This window comes from Pseudomonas fragi (assembly GCF_900105835.1).
GTDB lineage: Bacteria > Pseudomonadota > Gammaproteobacteria > Pseudomonadales > Pseudomonadaceae > Aquipseudomonas > Aquipseudomonas fragi.
The window spans coordinates 1,830,870-1,849,091 of the sequence record NZ_LT629783.1; the positions used below are offsets into that span (position 1 = coordinate 1,830,870).

Consider the following 18,222-nt stretch of genomic DNA (forward strand, 5'->3'; position numbering starts at 1 on the left):
ATTAGTGTGCAGGGGGTCGCACCACATAATAACAACGGACACCTGCCATGAACCTAGCCAACAAACGTGTGCTGATCACCGCTGCAGCTCAAGGCATCGGCCGCGCTTCGGTACTGGCCTTTCGCGATGCGGGTGCGCAGGTCATCGCCACCGATCTGCATGTCGAAACCCTGCGCGACATCGCCGGTATTCAAGTGCTGCCTCTGGACGTAACGCAGGCATCCGCCATCGATGCCATCCACCAACAGGTCGGCAACGTCGACGTGCTGTTCAACTGCGCTGGCTTCGTCCACAGCGGTGCCCTGCTTGAATGCGACGAGCAGGCCTGGCAATTCTCTTTCGACCTTAACGTGACCGCCATGTACCGCATGATCCGCGCTTTTTTGCCGGGCATGCTGGACAACGGTGGCGGCTCGATCATCAACATGGCCTCGGTGGCCTCCAGCGTCAAAGGCGTGCCCAACCGCTTTGCCTATACCGCCAGCAAGGCCGCGGTGATCGGCCTGACCAAATCGGTAGCCGCCGATTATGTGCGCCAGGGCATCCGCTGCAACGCCATTTGCCCGGGCACCGTGGACTCCCCTTCGCTGCGCCAGCGCATCGCCGAACAAGCCCTTGAGCAAGGGCGCAGCGAAGCCGATGTGTACCAGGCCTTTGTTGACCGTCAGCCCATGGGCCGCATCGGTAGCGCTGAAGAAATCGCACAGCTGGCGCTGTACCTGGCCAGCGATGCCAGCAGCTACACCACCGGCACCGTCCAGGTGATTGATGGCGGGATGAGCAACTGAAACCAGATTTTCCCTGTGGGAGCGGGCTTGCTCGCGATGGCATCACCTCGGTTTACATGACAGACCGCAGTGTCTGCATCGCGAGCAAGCCCGCTCCCACCCAAGAGCATTGATTTCTGCTTTTTCGATAAAGGAGCTTTTATGAAACTGCTGCGCTACGGCGATAAAGGTCAGGAAAAACCCGGTCTGCTGGACGCCCAAGGCAATATCCGCGATTTGTCGGCGCATATCGCCGATGTCGCCGGTACTGCACTGAGTGCCGCAAACCTTGCCGCACTGGGCAAGATCGACCCCGCCAGCCTGCCGCTGGTCAGCGGTTCGCCGCGCATCGGCGCGTGTGTCGGCCAGGTCGGCAAGTTTATCTGCATCGGTCTGAACTACGCCGACCATGCCGCAGAGTCCGGCCTGGCGGTGCCGTCGGAGCCGGTGGTGTTCAGCAAATGGACCAGCGCCATCTGCGGCCCCAACGATAACGTCGAAATCCCCCGCGACTCGATCAAGACCGACTGGGAAGTGGAACTGGGCGTGGTCATCGGCAAAGGTGGACGCAATATCGATGAACACAACGCACTGGAGCATGTGGCCGGTTACTGCGTGATCAACGACGTGTCCGAGCGTGAATGGCAGATCGAACGCGGCGGCACCTGGGACAAGGGCAAGGGCTTTGACACTTTCGGCCCCCTCGGCCCGTGGCTGGTGACCCGCGATGAGATCAGCGACCCGCACCAGCTCGACCTGTGGCTTGAGGTCGACGGACAGCGCTACCAGAACGGCAACACGCGCACCATGGTGTTCCAGATCCCGGCCCTGATTGCCTATCTGAGCCGCTGCATGTCGCTGCAACCGGGCGACGTGATTTCCACCGGCACACCGCCGGGGGTGGGCCTGGGCATCAAGCCGACACCGATCTATCTGCGCCCTGGCCAGGTCATGCACCTGGGCATCAGCGGCCTCGGCGAACAGCGCCAGCTCACCGTGCAGGCCGACTGATAACACGCTCAAACAACTATAAGAAACGGAGCTACACATGCGAATCCTGATCACCGGCGGCACCGGCTTTATCGGCAAACAACTGGCCCAACGCCTGCTCGACATGAACACCCTGACCTTCGAAGGCCAGGCACCGCGCACCATCGAGCGTATCGTGCTGTTCGACGCCTTTGCCGGCGAAGACGTGCCGAGCGACCCGCGTATCGAGCTGGTAACCGGTGATGTGGCCGACCCCGACGTCATCGCCCGCGTCACCGATGGCGTGGATCTGGTCTGGCATCTGGCAGCGGTGGTCAGCTCGGCGGCCGAGGCGGATTTCGACCTGGGCATGCAGGTCAACCTGCACGGCCTGATGCTGTTGCTCGAAACCCTGCGCAAGCAAGGCAATGCACCGCGCTTCGTCTATGCCAGCGGTTTTGCCGTATTCGGCGGCGCCCTGCCGCCAGTGGTGGATGACAACACCGTGCTGACACCGCAATCGTCCTACGGCATGCAAAAAGCCGTGGGTGAGTTGCTGGTCGCCGACTATGCGCGCAAAGGTTTTGTCGACGGCCGCGTGCTGCGCCTGCCAACGGTGGCAGTGCGCCCCGGCAAGCCGAACAAGGCGGCCTCGACCTTCTTCAGTTCGATCATCCGCGAGCCACTGGTAGGCCTGCCTGCCGTGTGCCCGGTGCGCCCCGACACCCGGGTTTACCTCACCTCGCCACGGCGCATTGTTGAGTCGATGCTGCTGGGCATGACCCTGTCGCCGCAGACCCTGGGCGGCGAACGCATCATTCCGCTGCCGGGCGTGACCACCACCGTGGCCGACATGGTCGCGGCGCTGCAACGGGTGGCCGGTGACGACGTGGCCAAACTGATTCGCTGGGAACCCGACGCGACTATCCAGCGTATTGTCGAAAGCTGGCCGAGCAAGGTAGAAGCGCCGCGCGCCCGTGCATTGGGCTTTACCGCCGACCCGGACTTCGACGCCATCGTGCGCGCGCATATCGAGGATACGGCCGGCAAATAACCCATCACCCCCTTGTGGGAGCGGGCTTGCTCGCGATCGAGGCAACGCGGTGCAACTGAAGCCCCGTAGCGCTCCCATCGCGAGCAAGCCCGCTCCCACAAAAAGCCCTGTCTCACAAAAATGCTGCAACGTTCACGCTACTCACAACAATAAAAACTGAGGTCGTGCCACATGACTACTCCGCTCCCCGATGTCTCGGACATCGAACAACAGACGATCAAGCGTGTGACCAGGCGCATGATTCCCTTTCTGGTCCTGCTGTTTGTAGTCGCCTTTCTGGACCGCAACAACGTCGGTTTCGCAGCTCTGCGCATGAACGAGGATATCGGCATCAGCCAGACCATCTATGGCCTGGGCGCGGGTATTTTCTTCCTCGGCTATTTCATGTTCGAAGTACCGAGCAACATCTTGCTGCACCGCTACGGCGCCCGTGTATGGATCGCGCGGATCATGGTGACCTGGGGCATCATCGCCGGCGCCATGGGCTTTTTGCAGACGCCGGTGCATTTCGTGTCCCTGCGCGTGCTGCTGGGTATTGCCGAAGCCGGGTTCTTCCCGGGGGTGATCTATCTGCTGTCACTGTGGTTCCCGAGCCGCTACCGCGCACGCATGATCGCCTCGTTTTACCTGGGCGTACCCATCGCACAAATCATCGGCGCACCGCTGTCGGTGGGCCTGATGGAAATGGGCGATGCCTGGGGCTTTGTCGGCTGGCGCCTGATGTATATCGTCGAAGCCGTACCGGCGGTGATCCTCGGCGTGGTCTGCTACTTCTACCTCACCGACCACCCGGCCGATGCCCACTGGCTGACCGACAAGCAGCGCAGCTGGCTGATCAACACCCTGGCCCAGGAAGAGCGCAATAAACCGCTGGTGGTGGGCGTGCAGCCAACCAAGGGCCAGATGATCCGCAAAGCTCTGTGCAACCGCCAGGTATGGCTGCTGGCGCTGGTGTATTTCGGCATCACCTCGGGCTCCAACGCGATGAACTTCTTTATGCCCACGGTACTGGCCTCGTTCCGCGGCACCTTCGGCCTGGAAATCGGCCTGATGCAAAACGGCCTGATCACCGCCATCCCTTACGCGGTGGCCGCTGTGGCGATGATCTGGTGGAGCCGTCGTTCTGACCGTTTGCAAGAGCGTCACTGGCACGCGGGCGGTGCCGCCATGCTCGCGGCGGTGTCGATTGCCGTGGCGCTGTGGCTCAACCAACCGTGGATCATCGTGATCGGCTTCATTCTGCTGGCGATGGGCGTGTACAGCGCGATCAACGTGTTCTGGGCCGTCCCCGGGCAAGTGCTGACCGGCGTCGGCGCGGCCGTGGGCATTGGTCTGATCAACTCCATCGGCAACCTCAGCGGTTTTATCGGCCCTTACCTGACCGGCTACCTGTTCACCGTGACCGGCAGCTACACCCCGGGCTTTATGGTGATTGCTGCACTGGTCGGCCTGGGTGGCCTGGGCATGGTGCTGATGCCGCGCAATAAAGAATCGCAGATTGGCGCCGCACTGGCCCCTGCCACTGGAGGTAAAGCATGAGCCTGCCAACCGTAGCCTTTATCGGCACCGGGATCATGGGCCAGCCCATGGCCCGCAACCTGCTGCACGCGGGCTTTGCGGTGCGGGCCTGGAACCGCTCGCCGGGCAAATTGCAGGCCCTGGCGGCGCAAGGGGCGACCGTGGCGTCGACCCCGGCTGCCGCGGCAGACGGCGCCCAGGTGTTGATCTGCATGCTTAGCGACGGCCCCACGTGTGACGAGGTGCTGTTTGGCGAAAACGGCGCCGCCCTGGCCCTGGCGCCCGGTGCGCTGGTGATCGTGATGAGTTCGATCCCGGTGGAAACCGCCGCCGCCCAGGCGCAGTTATGTGCCGAGCGCGGCCTGCGTTACCTCGATGCCCCGGTGTCGGGGGGCGAACGCGGGGCGCGGGAAGCCAGCCTGGCAATCATGGTGGGCGGTGAAGCGGCGGCCTTCGAACAGGGCCGCGACGTCCTGGCCGCCATGGGCCGCCCGGTACATGTCGGCCCGGCGGGCACCGGCGAACTGTCCAAGCTGGTCAACCAGTTGATCGTTGCCAGCACCATCGCCACCGTCGCCGAAGGCCTGCTGCTGGCCGAGCGCGGCGGCGCCGACCCGGCAAAAGTCCACGAGGCGCTGATGGGCGGTTTTGTCGACTCACCGATCTGGCGCCAGCACGGCCAACGCATGCTCAGCAACGACTTCACCCCCGGTGGCCCGGCCAAATGGCAACTCAAGGACACCCGCACCGCCCTCGCCCAGGCACAAAAACTGGGCCTCGACCTGCCCGTGGGTCGCCTGGTGGACAGCCTGTTTGCCGCGATGGTCGAGGCCGGTGACGGCGAACTCGACCACGCCGGACTGATTCGCCAGCTACGCCGCAACAACCCATTGCCCGAATAATTTGCTGGAGCCTGCCATGACCGATTCAACCCCACGCCGCCTGCGCAGCCAGCTGTGGTTCGACGACCCAAGCCACGCCGACCTCACCGCGCTGTACGTGGAACGCTACATGAACCAGGGCCTGACCCGGGCCGAGCTGCAATCGGGGCGGCCGATTATCGGCATCGCCCAGACCGGCAGCGACCTGACGCCCTGCAACCGCCATCACATCGAACTGGCCAAGCGGGTCAAGGACGGCATCCGTGACGCGGGCGGCATCCCGATGGAATTCCCGGTCCACCCGATCGCCGAACAATCGCGCCGCCCCACCGCTGCGCTGGACCGCAACCTCGCCTACCTGGGCCTGGTCGAGGTGCTGCACGGCTACCCGCTGGACGGCGTGGTGCTGACCACCGGTTGCGACAAAACCACCCCGGCCTGCCTGATGGCGGCGGCCACCACCGACCTGCCTGCCATTGTATTGTCTGGCGGGCCGATGCTCGACGGTTGGCACAAGGGCCAGCGCATCGGCTCGGGCACCGTGCTGTGGCATGCGCGCAATTTGCTCAGCGCCGGCGAGATTGATTACGAAGGCTTCATGACCCTCACCACCGCGTCATCGCCATCGGTGGGCCACTGCAACACCATGGGCACCGCGCTGTCGATGAACGCCCTGGCCGAGGCCCTGGGCATGTCCCTGCCCGGTTGTGCGAGCATCCCGGCGCCGTACCGCGAACGCGGGCAAATGGCCTATGCCACCGGCATGCGCATCGTCGATCTGGTGCGCGAAGACGTGCGCCCGTCGCAGATCATGACCCACGCGGCGTTTGAAAACGCCATCGCCGTCGCCTCGGCACTGGGCGCGTCCACCAACTGCCCGCCCCACCTGATTGCCATCGCCCGTCACAGCGGTATCGAGCTGTCACTGGAAGACTGGCAGCGCGTGGGTGAAGACGTGCCCTTGCTGGTCAACTGCATGCCTGCCGGCGAGTACCTGGGCGAAAGCTTCCACCGCGCCGGTGGCGTACCGGCGGTGATGCATGAGCTGGACAAAGTGGGCCGCCTGCACCGCGATTGCCTCACGGTCAGTGGCCGCAACATGGGTGAAGTGGTCGCCGACTGCGTCACCGGCGACCGCGACGTGATCCGCTCCTACGAAGACCCGCTGATGCACCGCGCTGGTTTTATTGTGCTCAGCGGCAACTTCTTCGACAGCGCGATCATGAAAATGTCGGTGGTGGGCGAAGCCTTCCGCAAGACCTACCTCAGCGACCCGCTGCAACCCAACAGCTTCGAGGCGCGGGCCATTGTGTTCGAAGGGCCGGAAGACTACACGGCGCGGATCAACGACCCCTCGCTGGACATCGACGAGCGCTGCATCCTGGTAATTCGCGGCTGCGGCACCGTGGGCTTCCCCGGCAGTGGCGAAGTGGTGAACATGGCCCCGCCCTCCAACCTGATCAAGGCCGGCATCGACTCCCTGCCATGCATGGGCGACGGCCGCCAGAGCGGCACCTCGGCCAGCCCGTCGATCCTCAACATGTCCCCGGAATCTGCGGTGGGCGGCGGCCTGTCGTTGCTGCGTACCGGCGATCGCCTGCGCGTCGACCTCAACGCCCGCAGCGTCAACCTGCTGGTGGACGAACGCGTGCTCAACGAACGCCGCCAGGAACCGTTACCACCGCTGGCCCCGTCGCAAACCCCGTGGCAGGAACTGTACCGCCAACTGGTCGGCCAGCTGTCCACCGGCGGCTGCCTGGAACCGGCCACCCTGTACTGGCGCGTGATCCCGGAAAACGGCCCGCCCCGCCACTCCCACTAAACCCTCCACACACATGACCTGTGGGAGCGGGCTTGCTCGCGATGGTATCACCTCGGTTTATCAAACAAACCGCAGCGCCAGCATCGCGAGCAAGCCCGCGCCCACACGGCCCGCTCTTTCAAGGATCCCGCTTATGCAAACGCTCAATCTGACCATAGAAAACACCCTGCCCGACGACTGGCAACGCGCCACCCTGGTCGGCCGCGTGTGGCTGCCCGGCGAACGTGGCGGCCCGGCTGTGGTGCTGATTCGTGACGGCGAAGTGATCGACTGCACGGCCCACTTCCCCACCCTGAGCCTGCTGCTCGACAGCGACAACCCGTTGCAAGCCGTGCGCGAAATCAGGGGCACTTCGCTGGGTACGATTGACGCATTGCTCACCAACAGCGGCGAACAGCGCGACATCGCCAAACCTTACCTGCTGGCCCCGGCCGACCTGCAAGTGATCAAGGCGGCGGGCGTGACCTTTGCCGCCAGCATGATCGAACGGGTAATCGAGGAAAAAGCCGGCGGCGATGCCTTGCGCGCCCAGGAAATCCGCGCCTTGGTACAGGACGTGATTGGCGACAACCTGCGTGACCTGCGCCCCGGCTCGCCCGAAGCCATGCGCCTCAAGCAAGTGCTGATCGAACAAAATATGTGGTCGCAGTACCTGGAAGTCGGCATCGGCCCGGATGCGGAAATCTTTACCAAGGCCCCCATCCTCGCCGCCGTGGGCAGTGGCTGCGCCATCGGCATTCACCCCGGCTCAAGCTGGAACAACCCGGAGCCGGAAGTGGTGCTGGCCGTCGACAGCCAGGGCCGGATCCACGGCGCCACCCTGGGCAACGACGTCAACCTGCGCGACTTCGAGGGGCGCAGCGCGCTGCTGCTGAGCAAGGCCAAGGACAACAACGCCTCCTGCGCACTGGGGCCGTTTATTCGCCTGTTCGACGAACATTTCAGCCTCGACGACGTACGCCACTGCGAAGTGACCCTGCGCGTGGAAGGCACCGACGGCTATGTGCTGGACGGCAAAAGCTCGATGAACCAGATCAGCCGCGACCCGGCGGACCTGGCCGCACAGACGCTCAATGCCAACCACCAGTACCCGGACGGTTTTGTGCTGTTCCTGGGCACCCTGTTCGCCCCCACCGAAGACCGTGATCAGCCGGGCCAGGGTTTTACCCACAAGGCCGATGACGTGGTCAGTATTTCGTCGCCGACACTGGGAGCGTTGCACAACCGCGTAACCGGCAGCGACCAGGCGCCACAATGGGCGTTCGGGGTCAGCGCGCTGATGAAGAACCTGGCGGTACGCGGGTTGCTGGGGCAGGCCTGAACGGCTGATTGAACGCCGCAAAAAAGGCCCCGCCTGATCAACAGTGCGGGGCCTTTGCGTATCTGGTGTCCCAGGCGGGGTTCGAACCTGCAACCTTCCCCTTAGGAGGGGGATGCTCTATCCAATTGAGCTACTGAGACAAATAACGGCGTGCATGGTAACGGGCATGCCTTTGTTTGTCATGTCGTGAGTGGTCTTTTTAAGTGTAAGACATTGCCTGTAATAGATTTCTGCAGGCACAGAGCAGCAGCACCGAGGCTGCGATCGATTGCGCAGTACAGCGGCGGTCCCAGCCGCCATCGTGCAATTTGCACTGCATCAAAAAGCCATCATTGCAAAATGCAATCAAACACTCTTGAATATGCAGCTCAACACGTTGTTTTATAAGGCTTTTAGGCCTAATTACAGTTGGCACGAAGACTGCTCTATTAACAGTATCCCGTCCATGCTCTCAGAGATGACCGCCATGAACAGCACGTTAATACTGTTAAACACCCTCGCGCTGGCTGTATTGCTGGTCTTTCACTTCCAGCCCGAACCTGTTTCGGCCGGGCAGCCTGTTGAAATGACAGCTACCTTCAACACGCCGCTGCCACAGGTTGCGGTAATGAAAGAGTCCCGTCGTGTAACACCTCGCCTGGCTACCAATCAGCCCGTTGCCGACCAGGCCCCTGCGGGTGAACGCTGGGTCTTTTGAACACACATTCAGAGAGGGGTAGGAAACCATGTCCAAAATCGCTTTGGCTCTGTTAATGCTGGCGCTGTCGAGCCTTGCCCTGGATGTCTTCACCCGTAACGAGTTGGGCAATCTGCCATTGATCGCTGCTGCGGTGTTTTTCGGCTGCTGGCTGGTCGCTCTGGTACTTGGACGCCGGTTCAAATTCGACCCGCAATTGCGCTGAGATTGCCGACAAACAAGGGCTCAGCCTCTTCAATACGATGGATGGATCGCGACTTCAGCCATTCAAGTGTATATTTTTAACAATCGCTACTGGCATAACGCCTTTATCCGGTTCAATATTTGTCACAGAATTGACGCCAGGGAAGTGGCAGATTTGAGGCATGATGCGCGCCTCTTAGCAATTCAGGTTGAACATTTGGCTATAAGGACGGTCTTAATCACATCCTGCGGCCAATTCCCGAGAACCGCTCCCCTGAACTAACCGGTTAACTAAAATGCGCCCATTGAAACAGGCTATTTACTCCAGCCGCACGGCTGACAAGTTCGTCGTTCGCCTGCCAGACGGAATGCGCGAGCGCATCGCCGAAGTGGCTCGCAACCATCATCGCAGCATGAACTCTGAAATCATTGCTCGCCTCGAGCAAAGCCTTATCCAGGAAGGCGTACTGGGTGACGAGCTGAGCATGCGCCTGGACAGCCCCGAGCTTTCCCTGCATGAACGTGAGCTGCTGCAACGCTTCCGCCAGCTGTCCCACCGCCAGCAAAATGCCCTGGTATCACTGATTGCTCACGATGCTGAAGCAGCCTCTGAAGAATCCTGATTTGATTCAGGCATAAAAAAAGCCAGCGGATGCTGGCTTTTTTTATGGGCGCTATTCGCGCCGGGTACTCCATGATCAGAGCAGGAAGATGGTCGCCAGCCCCAGGAAGATAAAGAACCCGCCACTGTCAGTCATGGCGGTGATCATCACGCTTGCACCCATGGCCGGGTCACGCCCCAGGCGGGCCAGTGTCATGGGTATCAATACACCCATCAGTGCTGCCAGCAGCAGGTTAAGGGTCATGGCCGCAGTCATCACCACGCCCAGCGACCAACTGCCGTACAGCAGATAAGCCACAACACCGATCACCCCACCCCACACCAGGCCATTGATCAGGCCTACGGCCAGCTCCTTGCGCATCAGCCGCGAAGTGCTGCCGGTATTGACCTGATCCAGGGCCATCGCGCGTACGATCATGGTAATGGTCTGGTTACCGGAGTTACCGCCAATACCGGCCACGATGGGCATCAGCGCGGCCAGAGCCACCAGCTTCTCAATCGAGCCTTCGAACAGGCCAATCACCCGCGACGCAATAAATGCCGTAACCAGGTTGACTGCCAGCCAGGCCCAACGGTTACGCAGGGATTTCCACACCGAGGCGAAAATGTCCTCTTCTTCACGCAGACCCGCCATGTTGAGAACTTCGTTTTCGCTCTCTTCACGAATCAGGTCGACCATTTCATCGATGGTCAAACGGCCAATCAGCTTGCCGTTCTTGTCGACTACAGGAGCCGAAATCAAGTCATAACGCTCAAAGGCCTGGGCCGCATCGTAGGCATCTTCGTCCGGGTGAAAACTCACCGGGTCGTTGGCCATGACTTCCGATACTTGTTTTTCAGGGTCATTGACCAGCAAACGCTTGATCGGCAGCACGCCCTTGAGCGCACCGTCGTAATCGACCACAAACAGTTTGTCGGTATGCCCCGGCAGCTCCTTGAGACGGCGCAGGTAACGCAGTACGACTTCAAGGCTGACGTCCTCACGGATGGTCACCATCTCGAAGTCCATCAGGGCGCCGACTTGATCCTCGTTGTAGGACAGTGCGGAGCGGACGCGCTCACGCTGCTGGCCATCCAGGGTCTCCATCAGCTCATGGACGACGTCTCGCGGCAGCTCGGGGGCCAAGTCAGCAAGTTCGTCGGCGTCCATCTCCTTGGCGGCAGCCAGGAGCTCGTGATCGTCCATGTCGGCGATCAGGGTTTCACGTACCGAATCGGATACTTCAAGCAGGATGTCGCCATCGCGATCAGCCTTGACCAGCTGCCAGACCGTCAGGCGGTCGTCCAGCGGCAATGCTTCGAGGATATAGGCAACGTCTGCGGAGTGCAGGTCTTCCAGCTTGCGCTGGAGTTCAACAAGGTTCTGCCGGTGGACCAGATTCTCGACCCGGTCATGGTGATGGCCTTCCTGACGATGTGTCAGGTCTTCGACCACACGCTGGCGATTAAGCAGCTCGATAACTTGAGCAAGGCGGCTTTGCAGGCTTTCTTGTGTTTTCTTTACTTCAACTTCGGTCATAGGCGAACTCCACTCCCAGCAGCAGGGCACGCCGGAAGGATCAATCAGTCAATTCATGATTGGTAAAGCGGGATGCTGAGTTACTACTGGGTAAGTCCATGGAGGTATTCCACAAGCCCCGGCGGGGCTGACGGGCGCAATCATACACGGCTTGAAAATTAATGACGCAAAAATCTTGGCAATAACAAAAGCTTGCGAAGCACCGTCATACGGTGCCTGCGCACTGCTTGTGCGACGCAGGATGAGAGTCGCAGGACACAACTCAAAGATGAAACTCAGCCTTGTAGCAGCTGTCGAGCTGCACGAGGCTGCGTGCGACGATGTAATCGTCGCAAACCCTTGAATCACGGTGCATCTGAATGGCGGGTCGCATGGTCTACGACTGCTGCGCAGCCGGACGTAGCCTCGCGCTGCTCGTCAACTGCTACAAGAACCAGAATAAACACAAGACAAGTCGCCAGGATGACAGCAATAGCTAAATCGTAGACAGCAAAAAGCCCGCACAAGGTGCGGGCTTTTTGGTGTTTGGTGCACTCGACAGGATTCGAACCTGTGACCGCTCGGTTCGTAGCCGAGTACTCTATCCAGCTGAGCTACGAGTGCAAGTTGTGTTTGATAGACCAGACCACCCTGGTTGAAGCCAAGTTAATCGCCGAAGCAATTGACTCTTAAATGGTGCACTCGACAGGATTCGAACCTGTGACCGCTCGGTTCGTAGCCGAGTACTCTATCCAGCTGAGCTACGAGTGCAAGTTGTGTTTGATAGACCAGACCACCCTGGTTGAAGCCAAGTTAATCGCCGCAGCAATTGACTCTTAAATGGTGCACTCGACAGGATTCGAACCTGTGACCGCTCGGTTCGTAGCCGAGTACTCTATCCAGCTGAGCTACGAGTGCAAGTTGTGTTTGATAGACCAGACCACCCTGGTTGAAGCCAAGTTAATCGCCGAAGCAATTGACTCTTAAATGGTGCACTCGACAGGATTCGAACCTGTGACCGCTCGGTTCGTAGCCGAGTACTCTATCCAGCTGAGCTACGAGTGCATTTGAAGCGGCGCATTATAGACCGTTGAATCTCTCTGGCAAGATTTTTTTCAATAATTTCAACAACTTATCGAAACCTGCCAAACCCAACGTGCTACATGAATAATGGCGGAGAAGGGGGGATTCGAACCCCCGACACCCTTTTGAGATGTACTCCCTTAGCAGGGGAGCGCCTTCGGCCACTCGGCCACCTCTCCGCAACACGGGGCGTATAATAACCAGCCTTTTCCCCGCATGCAACTAAAAACTTAAATAAAATTAGAGACTTGGTTCTTCGCCCTTTTCATTCTTGATCCGCAGGTAGATCTCTTCACGGTGCACAGCCACTTCCTTGGGAGCATTCACACCAATGCGCACCTGGTTGCCTTTGACACCGAGAACGGTCACGGTAATTTCGCCATCGCCTATGATCAGGCTTTCCGCACAACGGCGAGTCAGAATCAGCATACGTTTCTCCTCACGCTTTCATTTCAGGGACAACAGTCTGCAAAAAAAAAGGGCTTCGGACTACTAGCTAAACAGCTATAGCCCGCCGCTCCTTAGTATTGACCCGCATGACGACGTACGCCCACACAAGCCAAAAAACAAAGGGCGCGGATCAACCGCGCCCCTGGTACAACGTTTTACTCGCCCTGGCGGTCAGGTGCATCCAGATCAAAAGCCGTGTGCAGGGAACGCACGGCCAGCTCCAGGTACTTCTCTTCAATCACCACCGACACTTTGATTTCGGAGGTGGAGATCATCAGGATATTGATGTTCTCTTTGGCCAGGGATTCAAACATGCGGCTGGCAACGCCTGCGTGGGAGCGCATGCCCACACCGACAATCGAGACCTTGGCAATGTTGGTGTCACCCACCACTTCGCGAGCACCGATTTCGCGAGCAGTGTTTTCCAGCACGCTTTGCGCCGCGTTGTAGTCATTGCGGTGCACGGTAAAGGTGAAATCGGTGGTGTTATCGTGCGCAACGTTCTGCACGATCATGTCGACTTCGATGTTGGCCGCGCTGATCGGGCCCAGAATCTTGAACGCCACGCCCGGGGTATCCGGCACGCCACGGATGGTCAGCTTGGCTTCGTCGCGATTGAACGCGATACCAGAAATGATCGGCTGTTCCATGGATTCCTCTTCATCAATAGTAATGAGGGTACCTGGACCCTCCTTGAAGCTGTGCAAAACGCGCAGCGGAACGTTGTACTTGCCGGCGAACTCGACTGCGCGGATCTGCAACACCTTGGAGCCCAGGCTGGCCATTTCCAGCATTTCCTCGAAGGTGATCTTTTCCAGGCGCTGGGCCTTGGCCACTACCCGCGGATCGGTGGTGTAAACGCCATCGACATCGGTATAGATCTGGCATTCATCGGCCTTGAGGGCCGCTGCCAGCGCTACACCTGTAGTGTCGGAGCCACCACGGCCCAGCGTGGTGATATTGCCGAGCTCGTCAACACCCTGGAAACCTGCAACCACAACCACACGCCCGGCCTGCAGGTCTGCGCGAATCTTCTGGTCGTCAATTTTCAGGATGCGGGCTTTGGTGTGCGAACTGTCCGTAAGGATGCGCACCTGGCTACCGGTGTAGGACACCGCTGGCACGCCGCGCTTGTTCAGCGCCATGGACAGCAGACCAATGGTCACCTGCTCACCCGTGGATACAATCATATCCAGCTCCCGCGGCAACGGCTGATCGCTGATCTGCTTGGCCAGGTCGATGAGGCGATTGGTTTCACCGCTCATTGCCGAAAGCACGATCACCAGATCATTGCCGGCTTCGCGGAACTTCTTAACTTTATCGGCGACCTGCTCGATTCTCTCGACAGTGCCGACCGAGGTGCCTCCGAATTTCTGTACGATCAAAGCCATTTCAAAGCAGCCTCAGCCCCTAAAGGGCGCCCATTTATCATTCAAACGACGCGCCGTTACTAGACAACGGCGCGTTCTGGACCTCAGATACCCTGCTCGACAAATGGCACGGTCAGGGCCAGCGCGGCGTCCAGGGCTGCAGCATCAACACCGCCGCCTTGCGCCATGTCCGGACGACCACCGCCCTTCCCGCCCACTGCCGCAGCAGCCTGCTTCATCAAATCACCGGCTTTGAGTTGGCCAGTCAGGTCCTTGGTCACGCCTGCAACCAGTACAACCTTGTCTTCATGGACACTGCCGAGCAGGATCACTGCACGACCGAGCTTGTTCTTCAGCTGATCAACCAGCGCCAGAAGCGCCTTGCCATCTTGACCGTCCAGGCGAGCGGTCAATACTTTCACGCCTTTTACGTCCACTGCCGACGATGACAGGTCATCACCGGCAGCGCTTGCGGCCTTGGCCTGCAATTGCTCAAGCTGTTTTTCCAGCTGGCGGTTACGTTCGAGCACAGCCGACAGTTTGTCGACCAGGTTCTCGCGCGAACCCTTGACCAGGCTGGCAGCTTCCTTGAGCTGCTCTTCGGCAGCATTCAGGTAAGCCAGTGCGGCTGCGCCGGTCACGGCTTCAATACGACGAATACCCGAGGCTACGCCACCTTCGCTGATGATTTTCATCAGGCCGATATCACCGGTGCGCTTGGCGTGGATACCGCCACACAGCTCAACCGAGAAATCGCCGCCCATGCTCAGCACGCGCACGTTGTCGCCGTACTTCTCGCCAAACAGCGCCATGGCGCCTTTTTGCTTGGCGGTTTCGATGTCGGTTTCTTCGGTTTCGACCGGTGTGTTCTTGCGAATCTCGGCGTTGACGATATCTTCCAGCGCCTTGATCTGCTCAGGCTTGATCGCTTCAAAGTGGCTGAAGTCGAAACGCATGCGCTGGCTGTCTACCAGGGAACCCTTCTGCTGAACGTGTTCGCCCAGCACCTGGCGCAACGCTGCGTGCAGCAAGTGCGTGGCCGAGTGGTTCAGGGCCGTGGCGTGACGCACATCGGCATCCACCTGGGCATCAACGGTTTCGCCCACTTTCAGGCCGCCCGCAGCAACCACACCGTGATGCAGGAAGGCACCGCCGGTCTTGGTGGTGTCGCGCACATCAAAGCGCGCAGCGCCAGCTTGCAGGTAACCGCAATCGCCGACCTGACCACCCGATTCGGCATAGAACGGGGTCTGGTCAAGAATCACCACGCCCTCGTCGCCTTCGTTCAGGCTGGTAACCGACTGCCCTTCTTTGTACAGGGCAACCACTTTGGCCGAAGCCTGGGTAGCGTTGTAACCAACAAACTCGGTCGGCACGTCGACCTTGACCAGGGTGTTGTAGTCCAGGCCAAAGGAGCTGGCCGAACGGGCACGCACACGCTGGGCTTCCATCTCGCGCTCGAAGCCTTCTTCGTCCACGGTCAGGTTACGCTCGCGGGCGATATCTGCGGTCAGGTCCATCGGGAAGCCGTAGGTGTCGTAGAGTTTGAACACTACGTCACCAGGTACCACGGTGCCCTTGAGCTCGGCCAGGTCCAGTTCGAGGATTTTCAGGCCCTGTTCCAGGGTCTTGGAGAACTGCTCTTCTTCAGCTTTAAGCACGCGCTCGATGTTGGCCTGCTCGCGCACCAGCTCCGGGAAGCTTTCACCCATCTCGGCAACCAGGGCCGCGACGATCTTGTAGAAGAAATTGCCGGTAGCGCCCAGCTTGTTACCGTGACGGCAGGCGCGACGAATGATGCGGCGCAGTACATAGCCGCGGCCTTCGTTCGACGGCAGCACGCCATCGGCGATCAGGAAGCTGCACGAACGGATATGGTCCGCTACAACCTTGAGCGAGGCCTGGCCTTCGTTGGCGCAGCCGATCGCGTCAGCCGCTGCGGTCAGCAGGCTCTGGAACAGGTCGATATCGTAGTTGGAGTTGACGTGCTGCATCACCGCACTGATCCGCTCCAGGCCCATGCCGGTGTCTACCGACGGCGCTGGCAACGGATGCAACACGCCATCGGCGGTGCGGTTGAACTGCATGAACACGTTGTTCCAGATTTCGATGTAACGATCACCGTCTTCGTCTGGCGAGCCCGGCGGGCCACCCCAGATTTCCGGGCCGTGATCGTAGAAAATCTCGGTGCACGGACCGCACGGGCCGGTATCGCCCATGGTCCAGAAGTTGTCGGATGCGTAAGGCGCGCCCTTGTTGTCACCGATGCGGATCATGCGCTCGGCAGGTACGCCGACGTCTTTGGTCCAGATGTCATAGGCTTCGTCATCGCTGGCGTAGACGGTTACCCAGAGCTTGTCTTTAGGCAGCTTGAGCACACCGGTCAGGAAGGTCCAGGCGAAGTTGATCGCATCCTTCTTGAAATAATCGCCAAAGCTGAAGTTGCCGAGCATTTCAAAGAAAGTGTGGTGACGGGCGGTGTAACCGACGTTTTCCAGGTCGCTGTTCTTGCCGCCGGCCCGCACGCACTTCTGGCTGCTGGTCGCCCGGGTGTAGGCACGTTTTTCTTGACCCAGGAAACAGTCCTTGAACTGGTTCATCCCCGCGTTGGTGAACAGCAGGGTCGGGTCGTTATTAGGGACCAAGGAGCTGGAAGGGACACGGGTGTGACCTTGCTCCTCGAAGAAGCGAAGGAAGGCTTCACGGATTTCTGCGCTTTTCATAGGTTCTTCCACGGAGGCTGCGGCCAGAGGCAAGTAAATCACGTCAATCGACAGTGCGACTCGCAAAGGGCCGCATTATATCGGCCCTTCGCCCCGGGTACAGCGTGTTTATACGATAGCGACAAGCAATTGGACGGATTGAAAGCTTATTGGCGGGAAAACTCGGCAAAAACAGCGATTACCTGCTCGATCTGACTGCGACTGACATCCATGTGCGTCACCATTCGCAAGCGCGGCGCCGCGCTGAGCCTGATGCCCTGCTCCGCCGCAAAGGCCTTGAGCGCCTCGGCGCGATCACCAACCTGGGCGTAGACCATATTGGTCTGCACCGGCTCGACGTCATAGCCGGCTGCGCGCAGGCCGTCTGCCAGCAACTGGGCGTTGGCATGGTCATCAGCCAGGCGCGCCACCTGATGATCCAGCGCATACAGCCCGGCAGCCGCCAGCTGACCGGCCTGGCGCATGCCGCCGCCGACCATCTTGCGCAGGCGCCGCGCCCGGGTGATCAAGTCGGCGGTGCCGCACAACACCGAGCCCACCGGCGCACCCAGGCCCTTGGACAGGCACACCGAGACCGAGTCGAAGTGGCGGGTGATATCACCGGCATCAACCCCCAGCTTGACCGCTGCGTTGTACAGCCTTGCGCCATCGAGATGCAGGGCCAGGCCGTGCTCACGGGTCAGCCGGCTGGCTGCCGCCAGGTACTCGGTGGGCAGCACCTTGCCCTGCATGGTGTTTTCCAGCGCGAGCAGGCGGGTGCGGGCAAAATGGAAGTCATCGGGCTTGATCGCGGCAGCCACCTGCTCCAGATCAAGCGAGCCATCGGCCTGCACCTCCAGCGGCTGCGGCTGGATGGAACCCAGGACCGCCGCCCCGCCGCCTTCATACTTATAGGTGTGGGCCTGCTGCCCCACGATATATTCATCACCGCGCCCGCAATGGGCCATCAGCGCCAGCAGGTTGCTCATGGTGCCGGTGGGCACGAATAGCCCTTTGGCAAAGCCCAGGCGCAATGCCAGCTCGGACTCCAGCTTGTTGACTGAAGGATCTTCGCCATACACATCGTCGCCCAGCGGCGCATTGGCCATGGCCTCGCGCATGCCGGTGGTGGGTTGGGTCACGGTGTCACTACGAAGATCGATAACAGACATGGCAAAGGCCTCGGCAAGGTTTGATCAGTGCTGAATGCTAAACATGCAATTCCCGTCAGAACAAGCCTACTCTGCAGTGGGCGACAATATTCGGATGTTCATGTAAGAACTTA

General features: G+C 60.1%; 15 protein-coding genes and 6 tRNA genes. 10 read left to right on the forward strand and 11 right to left on the reverse strand.

The annotated features are described in order from the left end of the window. The first annotated feature begins 47 nt into the window (after positions 1–47). The 7 genes from BLU25_RS08370 (at position 48) to BLU25_RS08400 (ending at position 8,332) form a co-directional block, all read left to right on the forward strand. Positions 48–788, forward strand: coding sequence for an SDR family oxidoreductase (locus tag BLU25_RS08370; RefSeq protein ID WP_083369591.1), 741 nt, complete (start codon positions 48–50; stop codon positions 786–788). A 141-nt stretch (positions 789–929) separates the two neighbouring features. Next, on the forward strand, positions 930–1,778 hold the full coding sequence (locus tag BLU25_RS08375) for an ureidoglycolate lyase (protein WP_016782150.1): 849 nt from the start codon (positions 930–932) through the stop codon (positions 1,776–1,778). A 37-nt stretch (positions 1,779–1,815) separates the two neighbouring features. Then, positions 1,816–2,790, forward strand: coding sequence for a D-erythronate dehydrogenase (gene denD, locus BLU25_RS08380; protein WP_016782149.1), 975 nt, complete (start codon positions 1,816–1,818; stop codon positions 2,788–2,790). 171 nt (positions 2,791–2,961) lie between these two features. Continuing rightward, complete coding sequence (locus BLU25_RS08385) at positions 2,962–4,329, forward strand: MFS transporter (protein ID WP_016782148.1); 1,368 nt, start codon at positions 2,962–2,964, stop codon at positions 4,327–4,329. Continuing rightward, the gene (locus tag BLU25_RS08390; protein ID WP_083369592.1) at positions 4,326–5,210 is read left to right on the forward strand and encodes an NAD(P)-dependent oxidoreductase; all 885 of its coding nucleotides are present in this window, start codon (positions 4,326–4,328) and stop codon (positions 5,208–5,210) included. The genes BLU25_RS08385 and BLU25_RS08390 overlap by 4 nt, the downstream gene beginning before the upstream one ends. A 16-nt stretch (positions 5,211–5,226) precedes the next feature. Continuing rightward, a complete protein-coding gene (locus tag BLU25_RS08395; protein ID WP_083369593.1) occupies positions 5,227–7,011 on the forward strand; it encodes an IlvD/Edd family dehydratase in 1,785 nt (594 codons plus the stop codon). A 133-nt stretch (positions 7,012–7,144) separates the two neighbouring features. After that, a complete protein-coding gene (locus BLU25_RS08400; RefSeq protein ID WP_016782145.1) occupies positions 7,145–8,332 on the forward strand; it encodes a fumarylacetoacetate hydrolase family protein in 1,188 nt (395 codons plus the stop codon). 63 nt (positions 8,333–8,395) lie between these two features. On the opposite strand, the gene BLU25_RS08405 is transcribed toward BLU25_RS08400, so the two are convergent. Continuing rightward, a tRNA-Arg gene (locus BLU25_RS08405) sits at positions 8,396–8,472 on the reverse strand. 161 nt (positions 8,473–8,633) lie between these two features. Here BLU25_RS08405 and BLU25_RS23580 point away from each other — a divergent pair. The 3 genes from BLU25_RS23580 (at position 8,634) to BLU25_RS08415 (ending at position 9,835) form a co-directional block, all read left to right on the forward strand. Continuing rightward, a complete protein-coding gene (locus BLU25_RS23580) occupies positions 8,634–9,029 on the forward strand; it encodes a hypothetical protein (RefSeq protein WP_169716031.1) in 396 nt (131 codons plus the stop codon). Positions 9,030–9,057: 28 nt separating this feature from the next. Then, the gene (locus BLU25_RS23585) at positions 9,058–9,234 is read left to right on the forward strand and encodes a PA3371 family protein (RefSeq protein ID WP_016782143.1); all 177 of its coding nucleotides are present in this window, start codon (positions 9,058–9,060) and stop codon (positions 9,232–9,234) included. Positions 9,235–9,508: 274 nt separating this feature from the next. Beyond that, positions 9,509–9,835: an Arc family DNA-binding protein gene (locus BLU25_RS08415; RefSeq protein ID WP_016782142.1), complete on the forward strand. Its 327-nt coding sequence runs from the start codon at positions 9,509–9,511 to the stop codon at positions 9,833–9,835. Between the two features lie 75 nt (positions 9,836–9,910). Here BLU25_RS08415 and mgtE read toward each other — a convergent pair whose 3' ends face one another. The 10 genes from mgtE to ltaE form a co-directional block, all read right to left on the reverse strand. Then, positions 9,911–11,353 carry a magnesium transporter gene (mgtE, locus tag BLU25_RS08420; RefSeq protein WP_016782141.1) on the reverse strand — a complete coding sequence of 481 codons (1,443 nt, stop codon included), beginning with the start codon at positions 11,351–11,353 and terminating at the stop codon, positions 9,911–9,913. 526 nt (positions 11,354–11,879) lie between these two features. Next, positions 11,880–11,956, reverse strand: a tRNA-Arg gene (locus BLU25_RS08425). 70 nt (positions 11,957–12,026) lie between these two features. After that, positions 12,027–12,103 (reverse strand) — tRNA-Arg (locus tag BLU25_RS08430). A gap of 70 nt (positions 12,104–12,173) precedes the next feature. Further along, positions 12,174–12,250, reverse strand: a tRNA-Arg gene (locus tag BLU25_RS08435). 70 nt (positions 12,251–12,320) lie between these two features. Further along, positions 12,321–12,397 (reverse strand) — tRNA-Arg (locus BLU25_RS08440). A gap of 106 nt (positions 12,398–12,503) precedes the next feature. Further along, positions 12,504–12,594: transfer RNA gene (locus BLU25_RS08445), tRNA-Ser, on the reverse strand. A 61-nt stretch (positions 12,595–12,655) separates the two neighbouring features. Then, entirely contained in the window at positions 12,656–12,844 is a 189-nt protein-coding gene (csrA, locus tag BLU25_RS08450) for a carbon storage regulator CsrA (protein WP_016782140.1), read from the reverse strand. 176 nt (positions 12,845–13,020) lie between these two features. Beyond that, positions 13,021–14,256, reverse strand: coding sequence for an aspartate kinase (locus BLU25_RS08455; RefSeq protein WP_016782139.1), 1,236 nt, complete (start codon positions 14,254–14,256; stop codon positions 13,021–13,023). A gap of 83 nt (positions 14,257–14,339) precedes the next feature. Further along, the gene (gene alaS, locus BLU25_RS08460) at positions 14,340–16,958 is read right to left on the reverse strand and encodes an alanine--tRNA ligase (RefSeq protein ID WP_016782138.1); all 2,619 of its coding nucleotides are present in this window, start codon (positions 16,956–16,958) and stop codon (positions 14,340–14,342) included. A gap of 146 nt (positions 16,959–17,104) precedes the next feature. Next, a complete protein-coding gene (gene ltaE / locus BLU25_RS08465) occupies positions 17,105–18,109 on the reverse strand; it encodes a low-specificity L-threonine aldolase (protein WP_016782137.1) in 1,005 nt (334 codons plus the stop codon). Between the last annotated feature and the right edge of the window lie 113 nt (positions 18,110–18,222).